The 23,082-nt window shown below is 62.2% G+C and carries 21 protein-coding genes and 1 pseudogene; 12 read left to right on the top strand and 10 right to left on the bottom strand.

Translation table 11 applies throughout. From position 1 onward, the window contains the following. The first annotated feature begins 18 nt into the window (after positions 1 to 18). From hemA to NAV32_RS09205, 8 genes and pseudogenes are all read left to right on the top strand, one after another. On the top strand, positions 19 to 1,251 hold the full coding sequence (gene hemA, locus NAV32_RS09240) for a 5-aminolevulinate synthase (protein WP_256052495.1): 1,233 nt from the start codon (positions 19 to 21) through the stop codon (positions 1,249 to 1,251). Then, complete coding sequence (locus tag NAV32_RS09235; protein WP_256052494.1) at positions 1,251 to 1,754, top strand: GNAT family N-acetyltransferase; 504 nt, start codon at positions 1,251 to 1,253, stop codon at positions 1,752 to 1,754. The genes hemA and NAV32_RS09235 overlap by 1 nt, the downstream gene beginning before the upstream one ends. Further along, positions 1,751 to 2,821 (top strand): Gfo/Idh/MocA family oxidoreductase, encoded by a 1,071-nt coding sequence (locus tag NAV32_RS09230; protein ID WP_256052493.1) that lies wholly within the window; start codon positions 1,751 to 1,753, stop codon positions 2,819 to 2,821. The genes NAV32_RS09235 and NAV32_RS09230 overlap by 4 nt, the downstream gene beginning before the upstream one ends. Positions 2,822 to 2,843: 22 nt before the next feature. Further along, on the top strand, positions 2,844 to 4,697 hold the full coding sequence (gene asnB / locus NAV32_RS09225; protein WP_256052492.1) for an asparagine synthase (glutamine-hydrolyzing): 1,854 nt from the start codon (positions 2,844 to 2,846) through the stop codon (positions 4,695 to 4,697). A gap of 54 nt (positions 4,698 to 4,751) precedes the next feature. Further along, the gene (locus tag NAV32_RS09220) at positions 4,752 to 5,957 is read left to right on the top strand and encodes an MFS transporter (protein ID WP_256052491.1); all 1,206 of its coding nucleotides are present in this window, start codon (positions 4,752 to 4,754) and stop codon (positions 5,955 to 5,957) included. 18 nt (positions 5,958 to 5,975) lie between these two features. Further along, positions 5,976 to 6,891, top strand: a pseudogene (locus NAV32_RS09215) (LysR family transcriptional regulator). Positions 6,892 to 6,965: 74 nt separating this feature from the next. Continuing rightward, complete coding sequence (gene parS / locus NAV32_RS09210; protein WP_003298103.1) at positions 6,966 to 7,430, top strand: type II RES/Xre toxin-antitoxin system antitoxin; 465 nt, start codon at positions 6,966 to 6,968, stop codon at positions 7,428 to 7,430. After that, positions 7,412 to 7,897 (top strand): RES family NAD+ phosphorylase, encoded by a 486-nt coding sequence (locus NAV32_RS09205; RefSeq protein WP_336604865.1) that lies wholly within the window; start codon positions 7,412 to 7,414, stop codon positions 7,895 to 7,897. Before parS ends, NAV32_RS09205 begins: the two co-directional genes overlap by 19 nt. 249 nt (positions 7,898 to 8,146) lie before the next feature. Here the strand turns inward: NAV32_RS09205 and NAV32_RS09200 are convergent, their stop codons facing one another. After that, positions 8,147 to 9,055: a LysR family transcriptional regulator gene (locus tag NAV32_RS09200; RefSeq protein ID WP_256052489.1), complete on the bottom strand. Its 909-nt coding sequence runs from the start codon at positions 9,053 to 9,055 to the stop codon at positions 8,147 to 8,149. A gap of 306 nt (positions 9,056 to 9,361) precedes the next feature. On the opposite strand from NAV32_RS09200, the gene NAV32_RS09195 reads away from it, so the two are divergent. From NAV32_RS09195 to NAV32_RS09180, 4 genes are all read left to right on the top strand, one after another. Beyond that, positions 9,362 to 9,604, top strand: a complete 243-nt coding sequence (locus NAV32_RS09195; protein ID WP_256052488.1) for a hypothetical protein — start codon at positions 9,362 to 9,364, stop codon at positions 9,602 to 9,604. Positions 9,605 to 9,650: 46 nt separating this feature from the next. Then, positions 9,651 to 10,598 (top strand): acetaldehyde dehydrogenase (acetylating), encoded by a 948-nt coding sequence (locus NAV32_RS09190; protein WP_256052487.1) that lies wholly within the window; start codon positions 9,651 to 9,653, stop codon positions 10,596 to 10,598. Continuing rightward, positions 10,595 to 11,632: a 4-hydroxy-2-oxovalerate aldolase gene (gene dmpG, locus NAV32_RS09185; protein ID WP_256052486.1), complete on the top strand. Its 1,038-nt coding sequence runs from the start codon at positions 10,595 to 10,597 to the stop codon at positions 11,630 to 11,632. The genes NAV32_RS09190 and dmpG overlap by 4 nt, the downstream gene beginning before the upstream one ends. 234 nt (positions 11,633 to 11,866) lie before the next feature. Next, a complete protein-coding gene (locus NAV32_RS09180) occupies positions 11,867 to 13,045 on the top strand; it encodes a multidrug effflux MFS transporter (protein ID WP_256052485.1) in 1,179 nt (392 codons plus the stop codon). A gap of 50 nt (positions 13,046 to 13,095) precedes the next feature. On the opposite strand, the gene NAV32_RS09175 is transcribed toward NAV32_RS09180, so the two are convergent. From NAV32_RS09175 to NAV32_RS09135, 9 genes are all read right to left on the bottom strand, one after another. Then, positions 13,096 to 15,012, bottom strand: coding sequence for a methyl-accepting chemotaxis protein (locus NAV32_RS09175; protein ID WP_256052484.1), 1,917 nt, complete (start codon positions 15,010 to 15,012; stop codon positions 13,096 to 13,098). 107 nt (positions 15,013 to 15,119) lie between these two features. Then, a complete protein-coding gene (locus NAV32_RS09170) occupies positions 15,120 to 16,358 on the bottom strand; it encodes an NAD(P)/FAD-dependent oxidoreductase (RefSeq protein ID WP_256052483.1) in 1,239 nt (412 codons plus the stop codon). 36 nt (positions 16,359 to 16,394) lie between these two features. After that, positions 16,395 to 17,174, bottom strand: coding sequence for an alpha/beta fold hydrolase (locus NAV32_RS09165; protein ID WP_256052482.1), 780 nt, complete (start codon positions 17,172 to 17,174; stop codon positions 16,395 to 16,397). A 117-nt stretch (positions 17,175 to 17,291) separates the two neighbouring features. After that, complete coding sequence (locus NAV32_RS09160) at positions 17,292 to 18,017, bottom strand: hypothetical protein (RefSeq protein WP_256052481.1); 726 nt, start codon at positions 18,015 to 18,017, stop codon at positions 17,292 to 17,294. Positions 18,018 to 18,134: 117 nt separating this feature from the next. Continuing rightward, positions 18,135 to 18,938 (bottom strand): SDR family oxidoreductase, encoded by an 804-nt coding sequence (locus tag NAV32_RS09155; RefSeq protein WP_256052480.1) that lies wholly within the window; start codon positions 18,936 to 18,938, stop codon positions 18,135 to 18,137. A 21-nt stretch (positions 18,939 to 18,959) separates the two neighbouring features. Next, complete coding sequence (locus NAV32_RS09150; RefSeq protein WP_256052479.1) at positions 18,960 to 20,090, bottom strand: FAD-dependent oxidoreductase; 1,131 nt, start codon at positions 20,088 to 20,090, stop codon at positions 18,960 to 18,962. A gap of 124 nt (positions 20,091 to 20,214) precedes the next feature. After that, on the bottom strand, positions 20,215 to 20,997 hold the full coding sequence (dmpE, locus tag NAV32_RS09145; protein WP_256052512.1) for a 2-oxopent-4-enoate hydratase: 783 nt from the start codon (positions 20,995 to 20,997) through the stop codon (positions 20,215 to 20,217). A 74-nt stretch (positions 20,998 to 21,071) separates the two neighbouring features. Further along, positions 21,072 to 22,205 carry an FAD-dependent oxidoreductase gene (locus NAV32_RS09140; protein ID WP_256052478.1) on the bottom strand — a complete coding sequence of 378 codons (1,134 nt, stop codon included), beginning with the start codon at positions 22,203 to 22,205 and terminating at the stop codon, positions 21,072 to 21,074. A gap of 38 nt (positions 22,206 to 22,243) precedes the next feature. Next, positions 22,244 to 23,077 (bottom strand): alpha/beta fold hydrolase, encoded by an 834-nt coding sequence (locus tag NAV32_RS09135; protein WP_272890214.1) that lies wholly within the window; start codon positions 23,075 to 23,077, stop codon positions 22,244 to 22,246. Between the last annotated feature and the right edge of the window lie 5 nt (positions 23,078 to 23,082).

The following is a 23,082-nucleotide window of genomic DNA, read 5'->3' as shown; positions in this document are numbered from 1 at the left end:
CTGTCAGGAGAGATACGGATGTACCAATCACTGCTTCGCCAACAGCTGGAGTTACTGAAGTCCTCCAATCAATACCGCACCTTCACCACGCTGAGCCGAATTTGCGGCCGATACCCCTTGGCAAAACTGGACGACAGCGAACAGGATCCGGTCGTCGTCTGGTGCAGCAACGACTACCTGGGCATGTCTCAGCATCCGGCGGTCCGCCGAGACATGCACCTAGCCTTGGAGAGACACGGAGCTGGATCGGGCGGCTCGCGCAATATCGGCGGCTCTCACCAGCTGTACGCGCGACTGGAACATAGCCTGGCCGACTGGCACGGCAAGGAAGCGGCACTGGTGTTCCCGACCGGCTTCGGTTCGAACGACGCCACGCTGCAATGCCTGCTGCGCCAGATTCCAGATTGCGTCGTGGTCAGCGACGCGTTGAACCATGCGTCCATCGTCAACGGCATCCGCGCAACACCCAATGAACGCAGGGTGTTCAGACACAACGACGTCGCGCATCTGGAAGAGATCCTGTCGGAATACCCGCTCGAGCGACCCAAGCTGGTGGTGTTCGAGTCGATCTATTCGATGGATGGCGATATCGCGCCCATCGCCCAGATCCTGGACATCACCAGGCGCTACAACGCCTTGACCTACCTGGACGAAGTGCATGCCGTGGGCATGTACGGACCTCGTGGTGCGGGCGTGGCCGCTGAGCTTGGCCTGGCTGACCGGGTCGATATCATCCAGGGCACCATGGCCAAGGCGATCGGGGTCATCGGTGGCTACATCGCCGCGAGCCAGGTCATCGTCGACGCCGTTCGCTCCTTTGCGACCGGCTTCATCTTCACGACATCCCTGCCACCGGCGATCACGGCCGGCTGCCTGGCCAGCATCGAACACCTCAAGGCAAGCGACAACGAGCGCCAGCGCCTGCACGCCCATACGGGCCTGCTGCGCAAGCGGCTCGATGAGCACGACATTCCCGTGATGCCCTGCTCGCAGACCCACGTATTGCCGGTGCTGGTCGGCGAGGCCGAGCGGTGCAAGGCGGCTGCGCAGCGGCTGCTGAACACCCATGGCATCTACCTGCAGCCGATCAATTACCCCTCGGTGCCGGTCGGCACCGAGCGCTTCCGGATCAACGCCACGCCGAACCACAGCCACGCGCAGATCGAGCACCTGGCTTGTGCGCTGCGCGAGACCTTCGAGCATTTCGCCATTCCTCTTGCGTCGGTCGCCTTTGCCCAGGAGGTGGCGTGATGAGTGGTCCCCTGTTCACCGTGCGAAACGCCACAACCGCCGACGTGGCCGTGCTGATCGAACTCAGGGCGTACCTGCTCGACGGTACCGCCGCGTCCTATTCCAGCCGGACGCCCGAGGGGCAGGCCCGCTGGCGCGCGGCCTACCGCAGTTGGCTGTCCGCCACCCTCGGCACGAACGACAACGTGCAGGTGCTCGTTCTGGAACACCGAGACTCCGGTCAGGTACTGGGATGTGCGACCGGCGTCATCGACGCGAGGGCTCCGACCGTGGCCAACCTCAACGGCCTTTCAGGCTGGGTGCAATCGGTCGTGGTCTCGCCTCCGTGGCGTGGCAAGGGCGGTGCCCGCCAGCTCATGCAACAGGTTCTGCGGTGGTTCGACAATCGCGAAGTGTCCACCGTGGTGCTCCAGACCACTCCGGGCGCGGAGCAGCTGTACCTGTCCCTGGGCTTTGAGCCCAGCAGTGAGCAATTGCTGGTTCGCCAGGGGGTGGCCGAATGAGGATTCTCATTATCGGGCTGGGCTACGCGGGCCTGCGTTTTCAGCGCGCCTTTGAGTATGCCGGCGCCTGGACCCGCAAGGTGGTATCGCTCGCCTATGTCGATCACCGGCCCAAGCACACGCCGCTCAAGCACTATGCGCAGATCGACGAGGCACTGGCGAGCTTCATGCCCGACATCGTGGTGGTCAGCACCAACGACATCAGCCATACCAGCGTCCTTGAGGAGTTGGACGGCTACCAGGGGTTTGTCATCTGCGAAAAGCCCCTGGCAGCACCGAGCGACGAACTCACGAACATCCCTGCAGGCATGTCCGCCACACGCGGGTTCGCCCTGAACCTGATCGAGCGTTACTCCGCTGCCAGTCAGACCCTGCGCAGCTGGGTGGAGCGACATGACTGGACGCTGGCGCGTGCAACCTTCCACTGGGGCAAGGACCGTATCAACGACTATCGCCCGACGTGCGGCGTCACCAGCGAAGCCATTCATGCCCTGGATCTGCTGACCTGGCTCTGCCCCGCCGCAGGACCGTTGAGGCTGGCCGCCGTGCTGGGCATCCGTTCCGACTTCTCGATTTCAGGCCATGCCGTACTCGATACCGTCCAGCTCATCGCAACGCTTGGCGATGCCCCGGTGAGCGGCTATGCCAGCTTCGCCAATGTCGTGCGCCAGCGCACTGTGGACCTGTCCTTTATCGATTGCGAGGACCAGCTGATCCATGCACGCCTGACCTTTGATACGCCCCGCTGGGACCACGACCACCTGCGTATCTGGATGCGCGATACCGACGGCAGTGAACTGGTGATGCATGAGCAGTCCATTGCGCCCACCCGACCTGGGCTGGAATCGCTGCACAAGCTGTCGCACCTCTGCCTGCAGGTTCTGAAATGGGTCGCACACGGGCAGGCGCCAGCCGTGCCCTTTGCAGACCTCGACACGGCGTTGAGCCTGCAGCGTCTGCTCAACACGCTCGAAGCCCATGCGCTGACCCCACCGGCTGCACGCTACAACCGGGGCGCCGATCGCGCGCTGCTGACCGAAGGCAGCGATCAGGAAAGCCTCGGCTAGCCATCAACTCTGGAGAACGACCATGTGTGGAATCGCAGGATGGCTGGACTACAGCCTCGACATGACGACACAACAGCAGACCTTGCAGTGCATGACCGAGACCATGGCGCGACGAGGCCCGGATGCCGAAGGGATCTGGCTCGACGGGCCCATCGGGCTCGGGCACCGCAGATTGTCGATCATCGATCTTGAAGGCGGAAGGCAACCGATGCTCGCCCGCTTGGGTGAAGTGCCGGTGGCCGCTGCCATCACCTACAGCGGGGAGGTCTACAACTTTCGCGAGCTGCGCGCCGAACTCAAGGCCCGAGGTCATCGGTTCGAGAATCACAGCGACACCGAAGTCGTCCTGCGCGCCTACCTGGAATGGGGCGAAGGGTTCGTCGACCACCTCAACGGCATGTTCGCGTTCGCACTCTGGGACCGGCGCAGCCAGCGCCTGCTCCTGGTGCGTGACCGCATGGGCGTTAAGCCGCTGTATTACTACCCGACCGCCAGTGGGGTGATCTTCGGCTCGGAACCCAAGGCGCTGCTGGCCAATGCCCGGGTCCCGCGCACGGTTCGCGCCGACGGGTTGCGCGAGATACTGGAAATGGTCAAGACACCGGGCCACGCCGTCTTCGACGGCATGCGCGAAGTGCTGCCCGGCGAGTTGGTGCGCATCGATCGCCACGGGGTGAACCGCCGCCGCTACTGGCAGTTGGAAGCACGCGAACACACCCACTCGCTCAAGCGGACCATCGACCACACGCGCGCGCTGCTGGAGGATATCGTCGAGCGGCAGATCATCGCCGACGTGCCGCTCTGCAGCCTGCTCTCCGGAGGACTCGACTCGTCGATCATCACGGCACTGGCCTCCCGGAAACTGCTCGCCAAGGGCCAGGACAACATTCGGTCCTTCTCGGTCGATTTTCTCGATCACGGCAACGGCTTTGCCGGCGATGCGGTACGCGGCACGCCCGATGCTCCTTTCGTACGCGATCTGGTCGAACGCATCCACTGCAGCCATGAGGAAATCCTGCTCGACAGTCGCGAGTTGGGCGACCCTGCGCTTCGCAGCCAGGTCGTGCGTGCGCTCGATTTGCCTCCGGCTTACTGGGGCGACATGTGGCCCTCTCTTTACCGACTGTTTCAGGAAGTGCGCAGGCACTCGACCGTTGCCCTGTCCGGCGAAAGCGCCGATGAAGTGTTTGGCGGCTATCGCTGGTTCCATGATCCGGTCGCGATCAAGGCCGAGACCTTCCCATGGCTGGCCTCCGTGACGGGCAAGTATTTCGACGGCAAGACGCTTTTCGACTCCGTACTGCTGCGACAGCTGGACATGCCGGGGTTTGTCGCCGACAGCTACCGCCAGGCAATCAGCGACGCACCGACGCTCCCAGGTGAAGGCCCGGTCGAGCAGCGCATGCGCCAGATGAGTTACCTGAACCTGACCCGTTTCGTGCAGACCCTGCTCGATCGCAAGGACCGCATGAGCATGGCCGTCGGGCTTGAGGTCCGGGTGCCGTTCTGCGACCACCGGCTGGTTGAGTACGCCTTCAACATACCGTGGGATATGAAGGCGTTCGACGGGCGCGAGAAAAGTATCTTGCGGGCAGCAACCCGCGACCTGCTTCCCGATTCGATCGCTGAACGGATCAAGAGTCCCTACCCGTCCACACAGGACCCGGCCTACGAACAAGCATTGCGCCGTTCGCTGGCCGCGATCATGGCCGACCCCAACGCGCCCGTGCGCGAACTGCTCGATGCGTCCCGTGTGACGGAAACGCTCGACCGCCCCCTGTCGAGCACCTCACCCATGTACGACCGCATGGGCATGGAGCTCGCCGTCGGGCTGAACACCTGGCTCATCGAGCAGGACGTCAGCCTCGCCCTATAACCTTCGGGCGCGGTCCTGCCGGACCGCGCCGCTCCTTTCATTGGAGTGTCATCCATGCGTCACACAACCTCCAGCCAGCTGCCCATCTACCTGATCGCCCTTGGCGCGTTCGCGCTCGGAATGGCGTCCTACGTGACGGCCGGGCTTATCCCCATGATCGAATCGTCGTTCTCGGTTTCAGTGGCCGTCGCTGCGCAACTGGTCACCGCCTTCACCCTGGCCTATGGGCTCGGATCTCCGATCTTCGTGGCCTTGACGCCACCTGACCGGCAACGAACCGGGCTGCTCGTCGCCCTGGGTCTGTTCGTAATCGCCAACGCCGCAAGCGCCTTGTCGGACAGCTTCAACACACTCATGATCTGGCGCGCCGTGGCGGGCATCGGGGCAGGTGTTTACCTGGCCATGGGCATCGGCGCTTCGGCCGCGCTGTCGACACCCGAGCGGCGCGGCAAGGCGATCGCCATCATCATGGGCGGCATGGCCAGCGGCGTGGTGCTGGGCGTCCCGGTCGGCCTTATGATCGCCGACCAGATAGGCTGGCAGGCCGCACTCTGGCTGGTCACGCTGCTGGGTTTGCTGGCCTTTTCCGGGTTGTCGATCCTGCTGCCGGCCCTGCCCGCAGCACCTACCAGCAGCCTGCGCCAGAAGCTGGCCATCCTGGCCGATGGGCATGTCGTGACCATTTTGCTGGTTTCCCTGCTGGCTGCGATTGCGAGCCTGGGCATGTATACCTTCATCGCGCCGCTGCTGGCCGATCCGGCTTACGGCGCGGTCCGCTCTGTGACGCCGTACCTGTGGATCTGGGGCATTGGCGGTGTACTGGGCAGCTTCTGCATCGGTCCGGTGGTGGATCGCGTACGAGGTCCAGTGCTGGTCCTGGTAATCATGCTGATGCTGTGTGCCTCGCTGTTCATGCTGCCGTTTGCCGCCGCGCTGGGTACCTGGCTGGCCATGCTACCCATCGCGATATGGGGCGCGGTTGGCTGGGCACTGCAGGTGCCGCAGAACAATGAGCTGATCCTGGCGCGTCAGGCCCAAGGAGACGGCAACCTGGCCATCGCACTGAACGAGTCAGCCTTGTACCTGGGCAGCGCCATCGGCGCCGCCGCCGGCGGCTTCGTCCTGCTGCTGCACATGCCGACCTGGACGCTGGCCGCCTGCGCAGGAAGCGTTGCCCTCATCGGTGCCGTGCTTCAGCTCGTCAACCTGCGGCGCCCGGCAGGTTCTCCAGGCACAGCCCAGCCCGCCCCTCATCACTGATCGACATGGGAGAGAAACGTGGAGCTTCGTCACCTTCGCTGTTTCGTCGTGGTAGCCGAGGAACTGCATTTCGCGCGCGCTGCGGCGCGCCTGCACATCGAGCAATCACCGTTGTCACGGATCATCAAGGACCTGGAGTATCGACTGGGCGTGCAGCTGTTTGAGCGAACGACACGTCGCACGCGGCTCACCTGGGCCGGCACCGTGCTGCTGGAGGAGGCGCGCCGCCAGCGTGCGGGGTGCTGCAACCGGCTATCGCGGACGACTGCGCGTGGCGCTGTCGGACGGCGTCCCCCAATCCCGATTGGCTGCCCTGCTCGCGCAATCCCGACAGCAGGACCCGGAGGTCGATATCTGCCTGTACGAGATGCCGTCCTCAATCCAGATAAAGGGGCTTGAAGAGGATCTCTACGATGTAGGCCTGACTCAAATCGCCCATCAAGGCGAAGGTCTCGTGGCAGTTCCCGTCTGGCAGGATCCGCTCGTCGTCGCTCTGCCCGCCCGGCATCAACTGCTGGCGTATCGTCAGATACCGCTGGAGGAAATCGCTCGACACCCGCTCGTCCTATGCGAACCTCAAGTCTGCGAGGGCTTCTGGCACCAGCTGCAGCCTGTGCTCAAACCGATCGAATCGCAGCTCATCGTCGCTGAACGTGTTCCAACGCTCGACCTGATGATGGCGCTGGTGGCGGCCGGCTATGGCTTGGGATTTTCCAGCCTGGCGCGGATTGCCGAACTCAACAACCCGGACGTCGTAACGCGACCTTTGGAGGGTGACACGACCATGCTCACCACCTATCTGGTTCGGCGCGAGGTCGAGCCGTCCGAGCAACTGCTTCGATTCATCGACAGAGTCATGCACGTCTCCCATGACGTTGCGGCGCCCAACGTTTCTGACTTGGTACCCGCGCAGGTTCAGGAGATACGGTCATAACCACGCCGGCGGAAAAGGCCTTCAAACGATGCTATCATTTGACGCATGATAGTACGTCATTTGAGGGCTACCACATGAGCACCGTCGCGAAACAGCCGATTAAACGATCCGCTAGCCGCCCAATAAAGCCCAATTTCTGGAGCATGGCGCATGAACTGGCGGCCTTCACCGAGCATGAGCGACTTGTCCGGATTCGGGTGGGGTTCGAGCCTTACTGGCTGGTGGCGACCAAGTCAGCGTTCGGCCTGACCATGCCCATGATTGCCGGCATCGCGAATGTCTCGGCATCGACGATCGAGCGCAGGCTAAAAAGTGACGAGGCCTTGGACTCGGTCGCCTCGGAGCGACTCGACCGCCTGGCCCAAGTGGCAGTGCTGGCCGAAGATGTGTTCGAGGACAAGGACGCAGCCAGCACATGGATGGCGACACCAAACGACGCGCTCGGTGGACAAACACCGCTCTCGCTGTGCGAGACGGAGCTTGGCGCACGGCAGGTACGACGGGTTCTTCATGCAATCGAATGGGGCGGCGCGGTCTGATGCGAGCCTGGCGTATATCCAAAGCCAAACGCGCCGAGGACCTGTCGGGGATGGGGGCCGCGCTTGAAGGGGGGCGCTGGAACGACGCCGAAGTGGCAGCCGTTTACCTTGGCCTATCGCCTGCCATCTGTTGCCTCGAGACGTTTGTTCATCAGACCCAGCGCCCGGTGATACCCATGAAAATCACCGAACTGGAATTGCCCGATGAGCAGGGGCTTTACCTTGAGCCCGATGTGAAAAGCCTACCGGTGGGTTGGGCGTCCTTGCCAGCAGATCGGCCCAGCATGGCCTTTGGTACAGCCTGGCTCATAAGCGGCTCCCATCTGGGGCTGATCGTGCCTTCTGCGGTGATGCCGCTGGAGCGCAACATCGTGCTCAATCCCAATCATCCCGCAATGGGGCATGTCAGGATCAGCCGGATACTGGACTTCGCCTATGACGACCGGCTGTTTGCCATACGGACGTGACTCGGTTGCAGCCATGGTGATTCTGGTGCCGTGGTTGTGTCACTCGCCCTCTCTGATCCAGGCATCCGGCTATGAGCATCCGTACAGCTAAAGCTCCTGATGACGTTCGTTGGGGTGGAAGATCAAGCGAACCATAAGAATTCGATTTCACCACCTCATGTGCAATGCGCTGCACTCGCTGTCGTAGTCGCCCTCGACGTTCCTTTCGAGCGAAAGAAGTGGCATGCGCTGGACTAGAAGAACCAACCGTCAGCTCAGCTGCCTCAGCAGTTGCGGGGCCTCCTGCTCAAGCATTTTCTGAACCGCCCGGGTGGCAAGGGTGTTGGGTCGGCGCAGTGAGCTGTTCAGGACAACGCTTCTTAACAGTTCGGGATTGACGATCCTGGACGTCGCCAGACGAGGATCATTGATGCGCTCAAAAATTCCCGATGTAATGGCGTAGCCACCGCCAGCCGCAACGATTTCCCACTGCAGACGAATCGAGTCGGCCTCAATTGCGTAATCAAAAACGAGGTTATGCGACTTTGAGAGCTTCTCAAGTCTTATCCGTAACGGATGCGGCTTGGACGGCAGCACCAGGGGTAGATTTTCCAGTTGAGCAAACTCGATGGTAGAACCAGCGACGGCGGGATCATCGCTGCGCCCGACGAGCATCAATCGTGGCTGCACGACGACGAATTCCTCGCTAGCTGACACATCTCCCTCACGGAGGAGGATGGCCATATCGATACGGCCCTCATTGATCAGCTCTTCCAGTTGCGAGCTGGTGCCCTCGTATAAGTGAAGTCTGATCCGGGGATAGCGCTCACGTACCAGGGAAAAGAACTTGCCCGCGAGGGGTACGACAGCGGACGGCAACAGCCCGACCCTTACCTCACCGACCGGCACACCGCCGGAAGTCCGGATGATGTCGGCCAGCTCGTCCGCCTCGTCGGCCAGTTCCTCGATGCGTGGCAATAACTCGCGGCCAAAATCAGTGAGCGTCACGCCCCGCCCGGTCCGGTTGAACAACCTTACGCCGCACGCCGTCTCAAGCTGAGAAATATGTCGGCTGATCATCGACTGGGGCACATCAAGCGCCACAGCCGCCTGAGTCAGGCTGCCCAGCTCAGCCACTTTGATGAAAACGTGCCACTTGGAATCTAGAATCGACTGCAAAACCTTTTTCTCCCTAAATCACCGCTCTCGCGAGTGGTCGCATTGGTCTTGACGACCGGCCCACGTATTTCCTTCACCCTTTTCGTTCGTAGCTCAACGCTACCCGCCCGCAGCAACCGGGCCGATTCTATCGGTGCTTTGTCTAGCGACAAGCAAGAGAAACCTGCCGTATTCAGAATCGCGATAGCTGCTTTGAGCGATTGCGTCTGGCTCGCAATCGAGCTGCGTTCCTAAGCTGATGGCACAGCATACCGCCACAGGCTGTAAAGGCGGCAACTCGAAAGTACACAACAAAAAGAGAAACCTATGAACCCCGTATTGAAAGAAGCAATCTCGGCCGGACTGGTCGGTGGCGCCATCGCTGCAGCGCTGTCTTTTGCGGTCAACATGTTCCTCACCCCTATCCCAGTCACGCTTATCGAGCACTCGCTGGGCAACGGCCTCAGTGGCTTTTTCAGCGGCCTGATGAGCGGCTTTATCGGCGTTTACCTGGCGCTGAAAAAGTTCTCGGCCAGCAGCCGGGCAAAATCCGAAACGCAGACCATCTAGCCCACCCATGAACAGGGCGCCTTCTCATGCATGCCCGAGGTTTTTCATGAAAAAACTCAAAGCCGCGATCATCGGTTCCGGCAACATCGGCACCGACCTGATGATCAAGATCCTGCGCAATTCGCAGCACATCGAAATGGCAGCCATGGTCGGCATCGACCCGGGCTCCGACGGACTGGCGCGTGCAGCGCGCATGGGCGTAGCCACCACCCATGAGGGCGTCGAAGGCCTGACGAAGATGCCGGCATTTGCCGATATCGACTTCGTCTTCGATGCCACATCGGCCTCAGCCCATGTGCAGAACGATGCCTTCCTGCGCGCGCTCAAGCCGGGCATCCGCCTGATCGACCTGACCCCGGCAGCCATCGGCCCCTACTGTGTGCCGGTGGTCAACCTCGAAGCGCACCTGAACCAGCTCAACGTCAACATGGTCACCTGCGGCGGCCAGGCCACCATTCCCATGGTCGCGGCGGTGTCGCGCGTGGCCCGGGTGCATTACGGTGAGATCGTCGCCTCGATTGCCTCGAAATCCGCCGGTCCCGGTACCCGCGCCAATATCGACGAGTTCACCGAAACCACTTCCAAGGCCATCGAGGTCATCGGCGGCGCGCAGAAAGGCCGGGCGATCATCATCATGAACCCCGCCGAGCCACCGATGATCATGCGTGACACTGTGTTCGTCATGTCCGAGCGGGCCGATCAGGCCAGGGTTGCCGCCTCCATCGAGGAAATGGTCGCCGCCATCCAGGCCTATGTGCCCGGCTACCGCCTCAAGCAGCAGGTGCAGTTCGACGTGATTCCCGAGTCGGCGCCGCTGAATATTCCCGGTGTCGGCCTGCGCAGCGGGCTGAAGACCTCGATCTTCCTCGAGGTCGAAGGCGCCGCCCACTACCTGCCCGCCTATGCCGGCAACCTCGACATCATGACCTCCGCCGCGCTGGCCACCGCCGAGCGCATGGCCCACTCCATGCTCACTGCAGGAGGTGCCGCATGAGCTTCGATCCGCAACGCAAACTCTATATCTCCGACGTAACCCTGCGCGACGGCAGCCACGCCATCCGTCACCAGTACTCGATCCAGAACGTGCAGGACATCGCCCGTGCGCTGGACAAGGCGAAAGTCGACTCCATCGAAGTAGCCCACGGAGACGGCCTGCAAGGCTCTACCTTCAACTACGGCTTTTCCGCGCACACTGACCTTGAATACATCGAGGCCGTGGCGGATGTAATCGAGCACGCGAAGATCGCCACCCTGCTGCTGCCCGGCATCGGCACGGTGCATGACCTCAAGGCCGCGTATGAGGCCGGCGCGCGCGTGGTGCGCGTGGCCACCCACTGCACCGAGGCGGATGTCTCCCGGCAGCACATCGAATACGCCCGCGAGCTCGGCATGGACACCGTGGGCTTTTTGATGATGAGCCACATGATCCCGGCCAAGGAGCTGGCCGCCCAGGGCAAGCTGATGGAAAGCTACGGCGCGACCTGCATCTACATGGCCGACTCCGGCGGCGCGATGAACATGCAGGACATCCGCGAGCGCATGCGTGCGTTCAAGGACGTGCTCGCTCCGGCGACCCAGACCGGCATGCATGCGCACCACAACCTCAGCCTGGGTGTGGCCAACTCCATCACGGCAGTGGAGGAAGGCTGCGACCGCATCGACGCCAGCCTCGCCGGCATGGGTGCCGGCGCCGGCAACGCGCCGCTGGAGGTGTTCATCGCTGCCGCCGAGCGCCTGGGCTGGAACCACGGCACCGACCTCTACACGTTGATGGATGCTGCCGACGACATCGTCCGCCCGCTGCAGGACCGTCCGGTGCGGGTGGACCGCGAAACCCTCGGCCTGGGCTATGCCGGCGTCTACTCCAGCTTCCTGCGTCACGCCGAAGTGGCCGCCGAGAAGTATGGCCTCAAGACCCTGGACATCCTCGTCGAGCTGGGCCGCCGGCGCATGGTCGGCGGCCAGGAAGACATGATCATTGATGTGGCGCTGGACCTGCTGGCCGCACGCAAGGCCTTCAACGCCTGATCACCAGCTGCGCGACGCAGGCGCTGTTGCGGGAGCGGGCTTGCCCGCGAGCTTTTGCCCACTGACTCCGTGCTGAGTCACAAAAGCAGAGCTCGCGGACGCGTCCGCCACCGTGTGGCCGGCCCAGATCGTGAGCCCGGCAACACATAACCTGAACATAGCCTTTCGAAACCCGTTCCCCCGCCGGACGCAAGCTCCCGACGGCGCTCCCCTGCTCCCGAGAAAGGAATATCGATGTCCACCACACTGGCAAAACCGGTTTCCGCCCCGCTACTGATCCTGCTTGGCAGCCTGGCCGCCATCGCTCCGCTGTCCACCGACATGTATTTGCCGGCCTTCAGCCTGATCCGCGAGGACTTGGGCCTTGCCGCCGGCGATGTCGAACTCAGCTTCGCCTCCTATTTCGTCGGCATGCTGATCGGCATGCTCTGTTACGGCCCGCTCAGCGATGCAGTCGGACGTAAACGCCCGTTGCTGTTCGGCCTCGGACTCTATGTGCTGGCCGGGTTCGCCATAACGCTCAGCGAAGGGCTGTCTGACCTAGTGTTCTGGCGCTTTATCCAGGGGCTGGGCGGCTGCGCCGGTGCGGTGCTGACCTTCGCCATCATCCGTGACCGCTGCGACATGCAGCAGAGCGCGCAGACTCTCTCGCTGATGATCCTGATCATGGGCGCCGCTCCGGTGATCGCGCCGCTGCTGGGCAGCCTTGCCCTGAGCCTGGCCGACTGGCGCAGCATTTTCCGCGTTCTGAGCGTGTTCGGCGTGGTTTGCTTCGCCTGTGCGCTGCTGATCCTGCATGACCTGCCGGCCAGCGAGCACGGCGTCGCGCCGCTCGGCTCGGCCCTGCAGCAATACCTGGAGCTGCTTGGCAGTGGCCGCTTTATGGTGTTCGTGCTGGTGCAAGCATTCGTCATGGGCGCGATGTTCGCCTATATCGTCGGCTCACCGATGGTGCTGCTGGATATCCACGGCATCGCCCCGGAGTATTTCGGCCTGTTCTTCGGCACCAACGCCATCGGGGTGATGATCGCCGGCCAGCTCAACCGCAAGCTGTTGCAACAGCATGCCCCGCAAACGCTACTAAAAGCCGGGTTATGGCTGCCACTGGCTGGCGGCCTGCTGCTGATCATCGACAGTCTGCTACCAGCCAGCAACCTCTGGCTGGTAGTGCCGGGTTTCTTCATTGCCGTATTCAGTGTCGGCCTGGTCAACCCCAACGCCACCGCATTGGCCATGCACGATCAGGCGCGGCGTGCCGGCAAGGCCTCGGCGATTCACAACAGTTTCACCTTCGGCCTAGGCATGCTGGCCGGCGTGCTGATCAACCTGCTGCACGACGCAAGCACCGCACCGGTGGCCTGGCTGATCACAACTTTTGCCATTCTCGCGCTTCTGGTCGGACGCAGGCTCTGACAGCAAACGGTGGACCGGGCACAAACCTACGGGTCCACCGCCGTTACCGATCAGGTACGGAAATCGCCCACCGCAGCACCCAGGGTTCCGCCCATCTGTTCCAGCTCACGCACAGAGCCTTCCAGCAAGCCGCTGGCCTGGCTGCTCTGCTCAGCCACATCCCGCATCCGCTGCATGCTCTGGCCGACCTGTTCGGCCACTGTGCTCTGCTGCTCAGCTGCGGCGGCGATTTGCTGGCTCATGCGCTCGACGACGGTCACGGCCTCGGCAATCTCGCGCAAGGCTTGCGAGGCCTGGGTCGCCAGCACAACGCTTTCGCGGGTCAGGGCCTGACTGCCCTGCAGACGCCCGGCGGCCTGGCTCGACAGCTGTTGCAACGTCTGGATGATTGCTGCAATTTCCTCGGTGGAACCCTGGGTGCGACGTGCCAGATCGCGGACCTCATCGGCCACCACTGCGAAGCCTCGGCCATTATCTCCAGCCCGTGCGGCCTCGATGGCTGCATTCAGTGCCAGCAGGTTGGTCTGCTCAGCCAGAGCCTTGATTACATCCAGCACTTTGCCAATGGCCCCACTCTCGCGCAGCAGCGAGTCCATGGCTTGCGCGCAACCGCCCATTTCCTCGGCCAGATGATCGATCTTGCCGCTCACCAGACGTACCAGCTCGTCCCCTCTACGCGCCTGTTCCCCGGCCTGCTCGACCGCATCACGGGTATCGCCGGCGTCACGGGCGACAGCCTGCGCAGTCGACGCCATCTGCTGCATGGCGGTGGCGGCCTGCTCGGTTTCGCTGCGCTGTTGCTCGACGCCCTGACTGGTACGCTCGGTTACCTGCACGAGACCACCCGCAGCACTGTTCAACTGACCCACCCCCTGACCGATCCGCCCCACCAGCCCGCGCAGGCTGTCGAGCATGCCGCCCACGCTGGCCAGCAACTGACCCAGCTCATCACGCCGCCCCTGGGCATCGATGATCGCACTGAGATCGCCGGAGGCCACGTCGCGGGTGAGCGATACCACCTGACGCAGCGGCTGCAGGATTTGCTGGCGAATTAGCAGGCCTGCCCCCAGGCAGAACAGCAAAGCCAGCACGACGATGCCGACCAATAACCGTGAGACCCGCAGGCTAAGCGCCTGCCATTCCTGCGCCTGGGCCGCGTTGACTACGCCCAGGCCCTCACTGACCCGCTCGGCAGCACTGCTCATCTGCGTCTGGCTGGCCTGAGCCTGGAGGCGACTGGCAGCGAAATGCTCGAACGCCTGGCGATAAGCCTCCAGCGCTTGCCGCGCCTGCTCCAGGGACTCCTGTTCACTGTCGACGAGCTGCCGTTCCAGCCCCCCGATATAGGCGCCCATCTCGGTCATCCGCGTTTCCCAACCATTTTGTGCCTGAGCGCTGCCATCGAGCGTGTAATACAGCTCGCTTTCGCGTAGGTCGGCCAGTTTGTCGCGCAGCATCGACGCCTGCTCAAGCAGGGACATGCGCAGCGCATCAGTCGGAAGCGCCTGTTCCGACAACAAACCGACGGCGTCCAACTGATCGAGCAGCACCGCCGTGAAGCGCTCACCCACTGCCTGCGCCTGCTGTTGCATGAGGATTCGCGCCTGCCGCGCCTCTCGCTGTGCTTGAGCATAACGCTCGAATTGCGCGAGGTAATGCTGAGCCGTGTCAACCGAATCGCTGCTGCCCTGCTCCTGCAGAGCAGTCAGCATCTGACTGGCAATAGCCGTCACTTGCTCGGCGGAAGCCGGTGCCAGCGCCAGACCAAACTCCTTCTCGGCCACCCGCGCTTGCAGCATCATCGAGCGAATGCTCCCCAGCTCGCGGATGGCCTCGCCACGGGTTTCCAGCACATGCAACGCATAGAGCGCCGTTGTCGCGACACCCAGGGTCGAGGCCAGCACCAGTGCGAAGCCGAGCGACAGTTTGATGCCAACGGAGAGGTTGCCCAGCACACGAGTCGACATGAGAACACCTGTTCAGGTAAAAGAGGAGCGCAACTGTCCAGACACGCTTCGGCAAACCCAAAGCGGGCGCTACGGGCTACCGGTATTAGGTAGCCAGCAGCCATGCATCAGCCCAGCAGTTGCTTGAGATCGGTGGCGGGATCGGCAATCAGCGCCTTGTCCGGAGAGATGCCGTTGCTCAGCAGCTTGCGGCTGTTGATGTGATCCATCGGCTGGTTGATGGAATCCACCGCAATCAGGGTCTCATCGCGGTAGTGGAAGACTGAAAAACGTCCCTGCGCCGGGTCGCCACGAGTGACGCAATCGGTACGCCCGATGGACAAACCGACCATCTGCAAGCGGATGTCGCCCTGATCGGACCAGAACCAGGGCACGCTGTGATAGCGGCTTTCGGCACCGCTAAGCACTTGCGCGACTACACGCGCCTGGTCGTTGGCGTTCTGGATCGACTCCAGGCGAATGCGCACCTTGCCGGCATAGTCATTCTCGTGGGCGGCGCAATCGCCGATGGCGAAGATGTTCGGCACCAAGGTGCGCATCTGTTCGTCGACGATAATGCCGTTGGCGCAGGCAATGCCCGCTGCCTCGGCCAGCTCGCTGTTAGGCACCGCACCAGCGCCGACGATCACCAGATCAGCCGGCCACTGCCGCTCGCCGCAGCGCACCGCCGTTACCCGCCCATGCGCGCCGATGAAGGAATCAACACCGGCGCTCAGCTCGATGGAGATGCCATTTCCACGGTGTCTGGCAAGGATGTATTCGGAAGTGACAGGCGCTACGGAACGCTCAAGAAGCCGTGATGCGGTTTCAAGCACTCGCACCTCCTTGCCCAACTGATGCGCTGTGGCTGCGACCTCCAGGCCGATGAAACCACCACCCACCACCAGCACTGAATTGCAGCCGGCGAGCCTTTCACGCAGGCGACGGGCGTGCACCAGGGTACGCAGTACCTCGACGCCTTCCAGATCGCTCCCGGGCAGCTGCAAGGTGCGCGCGCGCGAGCCGGTAGCCAGCACCAGATGCCCGTATTCGAGGCGCTCACCACTGTTCAGCAGCAACACATTCTGGGCAGTCTCGATGGATTCGGCCTGTGCATTGAGGCGCAAATCGATCCGGTTGTCCTTCCAGAAGCATTCGTTCTGTAAGTAAAGCTTGTTGTCGCCCCCATCCTGCCCCTTGTTGCTCATGAACGCCTTGGACAGCGGCGGGCGGTGGTAGGGGTAATCCGCTTCGTCACTGATCAGGGCAATGCTGCCCTCGTAACCGCTAGAGCGCAGGGCGGCGGCCAGGCTGCAGCCGCCATGGCCGGCGCCCACGATCACCACGTCGATTCTTGTTGTTGTCATTGGTATTCCTCCAGCCGCTTGCCAGCTGTATCGCGATCAGCCCTGAAAGAAGGCGTCGAGTATCCGCGCCACCTGCTCGGGCGCTTCGTGATTGCATATATGCCCCACCCCTTCAATGATCCGCAGCGAGGTGTTGGGGTTACGTTCGACCATTTCGCGCATTGCCGGCACTGGCCCACCGCCGTGATCGTGTTCGGCGGCGACCAGCAGGGTCGGCACGTCCAGGGCGGCGAAGGCCTCTTCCAGATCCATCTCGATAAAGGCGTTCACGTAGGCCAGATAGCCTTCCAGACTGGTGCGTTTCATCATCTGCCGCAGGGCCAGGTCGGTCTGCGGATGCGCAACACGGAAGGCCTCGCTCAGCCAGCGATCCACAGTCATGTCGGCCAGTTTGGCAATGCCCTGGGTCCGTGCCAGCTCGAGGCGTGCGCGCCAGAAATCACGCCGATCATCCGGCTGGCGCGGGCGACAGCAGAATGCGGCGAGACGGTCCACCCGCTGCGGGTATTCGATACCCAGTGCCAGCCCCAGTGAGCCGCCGAAGCCCAGACCGACCACGCTGCTGCGCTGGATGCCCAAGGCATCCCAGAGGCCGACGATACCCTGCACAATATCGTCGAAGCGGCAGTTCTCGGGGGGATTCGGGCTGTCGCCGTGGCCCCAAGGGTCGAAGCACAGCACCCGGTAGCGCCCTGACAGCGCTTCGGCCTGTTTGCTCCAGAACGACGCGTCATTGCCGATGCCGGGAATGAATGTCAGCCAGGGCGCATTTTCCGGCCCGCTGATCAGGTGATGGAAGCTCGGCAAGGTCTTCATTGAATCCTCCTTGTTGTTGTTGCGTCCGAGGATATGGAGTGCCGGCCATCCCAAGCCAGACGATGCGAACGAATACAGCTATGCAGCAGATGCATGGCTGATACGGGTATGCCTGCGTTAGCGATCGGCGGCCAGTTTGTCCAGCCGAGTGAGATTCTGCACGAGATAGAAATGCACGCCATAGGCGGCAAAGTCGTCACTGACCTCGAAGAACTTCGGTCGGACGAAGCGGTAGTTGCGCTGCACCGACTCGATCCCCGGCAACTCAGCCATGGCCTCCATACCCGCCACGATGCTGCCATCCAGGGACGTGAGCGTCTGCTCGTTGAGCTGCACACCGGGGTACATGACAAGGCCGCCGTAGGGACGCATCTGATAGAGCAACAGCATCCTCGCGCTGGCCAGGCTCAGCGCGTGCAGCCTGCTTTTGACACCCGCCGCATCCATCCCCGGCTGCACCGCATAGAGCTGGCTGGCACTTGCCAGCAATTGCGCCTGGCTCTGCAGCAGTTGGTTCAGCGCAGTCATCGGTATCTCGACGGGACTGGCATCCAGCTCGCGCACCGCCGTCGCAAATACCGTGAAATCGGCACGGATCGACGACAGGGGCTGGCTGTCGATGTTTTTCACCATGTCATCCAGGGTGCTCAAGTAATCACCGCTTCTGGCACGATCAAGGGTACGGGTGAAAGGATCGAAACTCAGCAGGATGGTGGACACGACCCGCACGCTGTCGCTGCGCAGCGACTGGATCCGGTCATGGACTCCATCACGGGCGCTCGCTCCAAAGCACGCGAACATCAGCAAAAACGTCATCAACTTGTATGCAATATTGTTTTTCATCGCAGATCCTTTCCGTGGTTTTTGTTGTTGTCATGGAATAGGTGCGCAACCAACCCCCGAGGGCTGGTTGAAAAGGAGGCCTTCGGCTCGCCGACCTCCCCGCCGGCGAGCAATGCGCTAACCCTTGAGGACTGCCCGATTAAGCAACCCCTGATCGGCCACCACGGTCTGCCCGGTCATGATCCGGTTGGCCTTTGAGGCAAGGAAGGCATACAGCGGTCCGTGGTCTTCCGGGGTCGGCAGCTCCTGCAACAGGCTCAGCGAACGGAACATCGAGAGAAAAGCTTCCTTGGGAATGTCTGACTGCTTCTGCTCGTCCAGCCCCAGCGCTTTCGGCCCCTTGAGCTGGCTGTTGGCGATGCCCGCAGGAGCCACTCCGTTGACCCGTATATTCGGCGCGCACTCGAACGCCAGCTGGCTGACCAAACTGCGAATCGCACCCTTGCTGGCGGTATAGAACACCCCGCCACCATCGGCGGCATAGGCTGCGGTGGAAGTGGTCAGCACAATAGCGCCCTGGCTTGTCTGCAAGAGGTCGAAGAACACCCGCGCCGACAACAGGTAGCCCTTCACGTTGACGTGCAGGATCTCGTCGAACAACGAATCCAGCCGTTCTTCCGGCACTTCACGCAGCGGTACGTTACCGTCGAAGATTCCTTGCACACCGATTAATGCATCGAGCCGCCCGTAGCGCTGGACGATGGCCTCGCGGCAGGCGCGCAGGTCCGCCAGTTTGGTCACGTCGCCCTGCATCGCCAGCACCTCGGAGCCGAATTCAGCCGCCAGCTGTGCGACCTTTTCCGCCGAAACATCGACGATCACCACTTCCGCGCCTTCGGCCCGGCAATGGCGCGCCACGCCAAGCCCCAGCCCGGAACCGCCTCCGGTCACCAGCACCACATGATCTTTAAGCAACTGCATTGGCCAATTCCTTGTATTGGGTCAGATGGGCTCAACCAGCGCGGCGAAGGAGTCATGCATGAGGCGTGCATGCTCGGCCTTGTCACCGCCCTGGATCTCGATTTCACCGAGACGCGCCGAGTTCTCCACCACCATCCGGCAACGCTCCCAGCGCCGCTGCTGCCACCCCTGCAGCGCCGCCTCAACGGTCGTCGCGCGCGCCAGTTCTTCAGCAAGGACAATCGCATCTTCGATGCCGATGCAGGCACCCGAGGCCAGATGCGGTGTGGTGGCATGCACGGTATCGCCAATCAGTACCACGCGCCCCCGATACCAGGGTTCAGGCACCAGCAGCCCTTCCAGGGGACGGAACACCACCAGCGAATGCGCATTCAGCTGCTCGCTGGCATGACGGATGTCCGGTGCGGAAAACGCTTCAAGCAACCCACGCAGACGGCTCAGAAATTCCTCGGGCGGCACAAAGTCATTGACCAGGCGGTCTTCGTTGACGAACAGGTACATCTCGCTCTGCGATACCGGGTTCAGCCCGACCTTCAGATGTTCGCCGATCCAGAGCATGGTTCGTTCTATGTGAGCCGGACGCGGCAACACGGCGCGCCAGACACCCTGCCCGCTGTAGCGCGGCTTCGGCGCATCGGGCAGCAGGGTCTCACGCATCTTCGAGTAGAGGCCGTCGGCACCGATGACCAGGTCGTAACGACGCTGACTGCCGTCGGTGAATTCGACATCCACGCCGTCGGCATCCTGGCGAAAGCCAGTGAAGGTACACCCCAGCCGGACGTCAGCACCTGAAGCACGGGTGGCATCGGCGAGGATCTTCGCCAGCACCGGGCGCATCACCGCACCGCTGCCAGGAACATCGTCACCCGCGATATGCGGCGTCGGGATCTGCGCCAGCAGCTGTCCGCCGGACGCATGGATGTCCAACCCGTCGCATGCATAGCCTTCTTCGAGGAAGCGCTCAAGAATGCCGAGGGTGCGGAACGCTCGCAGCGTCGGTCCGCCGATGCTGATCCCGGCACCGTAGCTGCGCCAGCCGGCATCGATTTCCACCAGATCGACGGCAATCCCCAGCTTGCGCAGCTCGATGGCCGCCGACATGCCGGAAAAACCGCCACCCACGATCAGGGCATTGCGAAGGGGTTGAGTCATTTTTTCCGTACCTCTTTATTGTTCTTTTCGGTTGATTCAGCCGTGTTGGGGTATGGCTTTTCAGGTTCGCCGCAAGTCCGCCCAGTGGTTCGCCACCCGGTGGATCGGAGAAGCATGATCCACCCTACGTGAAACGAACCGAGCAACTGCCAATTCCATCAATAGATACCCGCAGGTTGTCGCCCACCCCCACCGGAATCATCGGCCCCAACGAGCCGGAGAGGATCACTTCACCTGCCTTCAGCGGCATGCCCAGGCGACCCAGCATATTCGCCAGCCAGGCCACAGCGACCGCCGGCGAGCCCATGGTTGCCGCGCCAGCGCCCGTGGCGACGACCTCGCCATTCTTTTCCAGCACCATGCCGCACAGGGTCAGGTCCACTTCCTGTACCGGCACCAGCCGGTCGCTGAGGACGAACACGCCGCAGGATGCATTGTCGGCGACGGTGTCCTGAATCTTTATCTTCCAGTCGCGAATCCGCGAGTCGACGATCTCGAAGCACACCATCACGCCTTCGGTGGCGCGCAGCACATCGGCCACGGTTACGCCCGGCCCGACCAGATCATGCTTGAGCACGAAGGCGATCTCACCCTCGGCCTTGGGCTGAATCAGCGAGGCCGCAGCAATAGCCTGGCCGGAGTTGTAGGTCATGGCATCGGTGAGAATGCCGAAATCGGGCTGATCGACGCCGAGCAGACTCATGACCGCCTGGCTGGTCACACCGATCTTCTTGCCGACCACTCGCTCGCCGTCCCGCAGGCGCTTGGCAATCAGGCTCTGCTGGATCGCATAGGCATCATCGATGCTCAGTTCGGGATAACGCGTGGTCAGTGGCTCAATGGACTCAGCCTGGCGTAGCGCGTGGTAAAGGTCGTTGCTGATGTCGTGCAGCATCGATTGATCGATAGTCATCCGCTCAAGGCTCCATTGTCATTCAGGTTGGTGCGCCACTATGAGCACCGCCATGTACACGCAGGCCGTCAGATAGGCTCGCTAAGTTTGAGCAGCGCATGCTCAACCACTGCCGTCTGCGCTTCGACCGGGGCACGCTCCTGCTCCAGTCGTCCCAGCTCCATTGAGCTGCTGGTCACCAGTCGGCAACGCGGCTCGCGGCGCTCCATATAGCGCGCAATAACCTCTTCGAAGTTATCGGATAGGGCCAGCTCCTCGGCCAGTACCAGCGCATCCTCGATCCCCATGCCAGCACCGGAAGCCAGTTGCGGCGTGGTCGGGTGCGCCGAGTCGCCGATCAGCAGCACGCGGCCCTTATGCCAGGGCGCCGGCAGGATGAAAGCTTCCAGGGGGCGGAAATTGATCGCCGGATTGTCCTCGACACTCAGCGACTCGCGAACCTTGGCCAGTACGCCACCGTAGCCCTCCATACGCTTGGCCAGTTCACTATAAAATTGATCCGGCTCGATGAAGACCTGCGGCGTGCGCTCCAGTAGGAACATGTACATGTGCGTGGCCGAGACCGGGGTGAAACCAACCTTATGTGGTCCACCGAGGAAGTAGGTGCGCCGATCAATGCTGGCCGGACGTTTGAGGAACAGACGCCAGCAGCTCTGACCGGTATAGGTGGCCTTGGGTGCATCCGGGAAGATCATCCCGCGTATCTTTGAGAACACCCCATCCGCGCCCAGCACCATGTCGTAGCGGTCCTGGCTGCCATCGCTGAATGTCACATCGACGCTGGCGCCATCCTGCTGCAGCGCATCAACGGTCAGCCCCAGACGGATCGGCACCCCGGCAGCTCTGGCATGCCGCGCAAGAATGTTGTGTAGAGTCGGGCGCATGATGCCGCCACTGCTTTCGGTCGGCGTATCAGCCGGCATGGGCGTGCTCAGTCTGCGCAACGGCTGACCCTGGGTATCGCAGACTTGGATACCTTCACCGACATAGGCCTCATCAGCCATATCCGGGTAGACCCCGAGCTGATACAGCGCACGCAGGGTCGGACCGGTAATGGTCAGGCCAGCACCCAGTGCGCCCCATTTGGGGTTGTTGTCGATCAGATCGACTTCGATGCCGATGCGTCTCAAGGTGATGGCCGCCGACATGCCAGCCGTTCCAGCGCCGACGATCAACACTTTCTGTGCGGCTTTAGTAACCATGGTGCTATGTCCTTTTTATTGTTGTTGAGCGGTATGCATTAGTCCGCCTTGAGAAAGTTCGAAGCCAGCTGGCAGAAGGCTGCCGCGTGCTCGATCTGGGTCCAGTGGCCGCAACGGCCAAAGATGTGCAGTTGGCTGTTATCAATCCATTCGAGCATCGTCAGCGAGGTAGATAGTGGGATCACCTTATCGTCGCGGCCATGCACCATCAGCGTCTTGTGCTTGATGCTGCGTACATCCGCTTCCGGGTGCGCCATCGCCTGGACCCAACGCTGGCGTGGTGCCGGAAACATGCTCGAATAGGCTTCCTGCACACCCGTACGCTTACTCGCCTCATAACGCATGCGCACCAAATCGTCGCCGATCAGCGACTGGTCATAGGCGAAGATGCGCATGATGGCGCGCATGTTGTCTTCGGAAGGCTCGTAGCCCCACACCGCATCAAGACCAGGTGTCAACTCGAAAGGCACGCCGACGCTGCCCATCAGAAGTAGCTTGTTGACGCGCTCGGGATGATGGATGGCCAGTGCCAGCGACATCGAACCGCCAAAGGAATTGCCGATGACATCGACCTTTTCCAGCCCCATGGCGTCGAGGAAGTCCACAATCTGCTTGAGCCAGAGCTGGCGAGAGTACTCGATGCCGTCTGGCACCTGGGTATAACCAAACCCGGCTAGATCCGGTGCCAGTAAACGGAAATCGCCCTGCAGGCTCTGGATCGGTAGACGCCAATTGGCCCAGGCACTCACGCCCGGCCCCGAGCCATGCAGCAGCAGCACTGGCGTGCCGCTGCCAACATCGTGGTAGTTGGTGACGATTGCACCGGTCTGGATACGCTGACCGATTTCGGGATTGTTTGCCAGGGCATTCATGGATT

This window comes from Stutzerimonas stutzeri, assembly GCF_024448695.1.
GTDB classification, from domain to species: domain Bacteria; phylum Pseudomonadota; class Gammaproteobacteria; order Pseudomonadales; family Pseudomonadaceae; genus Stutzerimonas; species Stutzerimonas stutzeri_T.
Note: the sequence above shows the minus strand (reverse complement) of the source record. Positions and strands in the feature narration are given on the sequence as shown.

Excerpts from the sequence above, each read along its gene's own strand:
- NAV32_RS09190 (WP_256052487.1), top strand. The coding sequence starts at position 9,651 with ATGAAAAAACTCAAAGCCGCGATCATCGGTTCCGGCAACATCGGCACC.
- dmpG (WP_256052486.1), top strand. The coding sequence starts at position 10,595 with ATGAGCTTCGATCCGCAACGCAAACTCTATATCTCCGACGTAACCCTG.
- NAV32_RS09175 (WP_256052484.1), bottom strand. The coding sequence starts at position 15,012 with ATGTCGACTCGTGTGCTGGGCAACCTCTCCGTTGGCATCAAACTGTCG.
- NAV32_RS09205 (WP_336604865.1), top strand. The coding sequence starts at position 7,412 with ATGGGGCGGCGCGGTCTGATGCGAGCCTGGCGTATATCCAAAGCCAAA.
- NAV32_RS09235 (WP_256052494.1), top strand. The coding sequence starts at position 1,251 with ATGAGTGGTCCCCTGTTCACCGTGCGAAACGCCACAACCGCCGACGTG.
- NAV32_RS09135 (WP_272890214.1), bottom strand. The coding sequence starts at position 23,077 with ATGAATGCCCTGGCAAACAATCCCGAAATCGGTCAGCGTATCCAGACC.
- asnB (WP_256052492.1), top strand. The coding sequence starts at position 2,844 with ATGTGTGGAATCGCAGGATGGCTGGACTACAGCCTCGACATGACGACA.
- parS (WP_003298103.1), top strand. The coding sequence starts at position 6,966 with ATGAGCACCGTCGCGAAACAGCCGATTAAACGATCCGCTAGCCGCCCA.
- NAV32_RS09180 (WP_256052485.1), top strand. The coding sequence starts at position 11,867 with ATGTCCACCACACTGGCAAAACCGGTTTCCGCCCCGCTACTGATCCTG.
- NAV32_RS09160 (WP_256052481.1), bottom strand. The coding sequence starts at position 18,017 with ATGAAAAACAATATTGCATACAAGTTGATGACGTTTTTGCTGATGTTC.
- NAV32_RS09165 (WP_256052482.1), bottom strand. The coding sequence starts at position 17,174 with ATGAAGACCTTGCCGAGCTTCCATCACCTGATCAGCGGGCCGGAAAAT.
- NAV32_RS09195 (WP_256052488.1), top strand. The coding sequence starts at position 9,362 with ATGAACCCCGTATTGAAAGAAGCAATCTCGGCCGGACTGGTCGGTGGC.
- NAV32_RS09140 (WP_256052478.1), bottom strand. The coding sequence starts at position 22,205 with ATGGTTACTAAAGCCGCACAGAAAGTGTTGATCGTCGGCGCTGGAACG.
- NAV32_RS09220 (WP_256052491.1), top strand. The coding sequence starts at position 4,752 with ATGCGTCACACAACCTCCAGCCAGCTGCCCATCTACCTGATCGCCCTT.
- NAV32_RS09150 (WP_256052479.1), bottom strand. The coding sequence starts at position 20,090 with ATGACTCAACCCCTTCGCAATGCCCTGATCGTGGGTGGCGGTTTTTCC.
- NAV32_RS09155 (WP_256052480.1), bottom strand. The coding sequence starts at position 18,938 with ATGCAGTTGCTTAAAGATCATGTGGTGCTGGTGACCGGAGGCGGTTCC.
- NAV32_RS09170 (WP_256052483.1), bottom strand. The coding sequence starts at position 16,358 with ATGACAACAACAAGAATCGACGTGGTGATCGTGGGCGCCGGCCATGGC.
- hemA (WP_256052495.1), top strand. The coding sequence starts at position 19 with ATGTACCAATCACTGCTTCGCCAACAGCTGGAGTTACTGAAGTCCTCC.
- NAV32_RS09230 (WP_256052493.1), top strand. The coding sequence starts at position 1,751 with ATGAGGATTCTCATTATCGGGCTGGGCTACGCGGGCCTGCGTTTTCAG.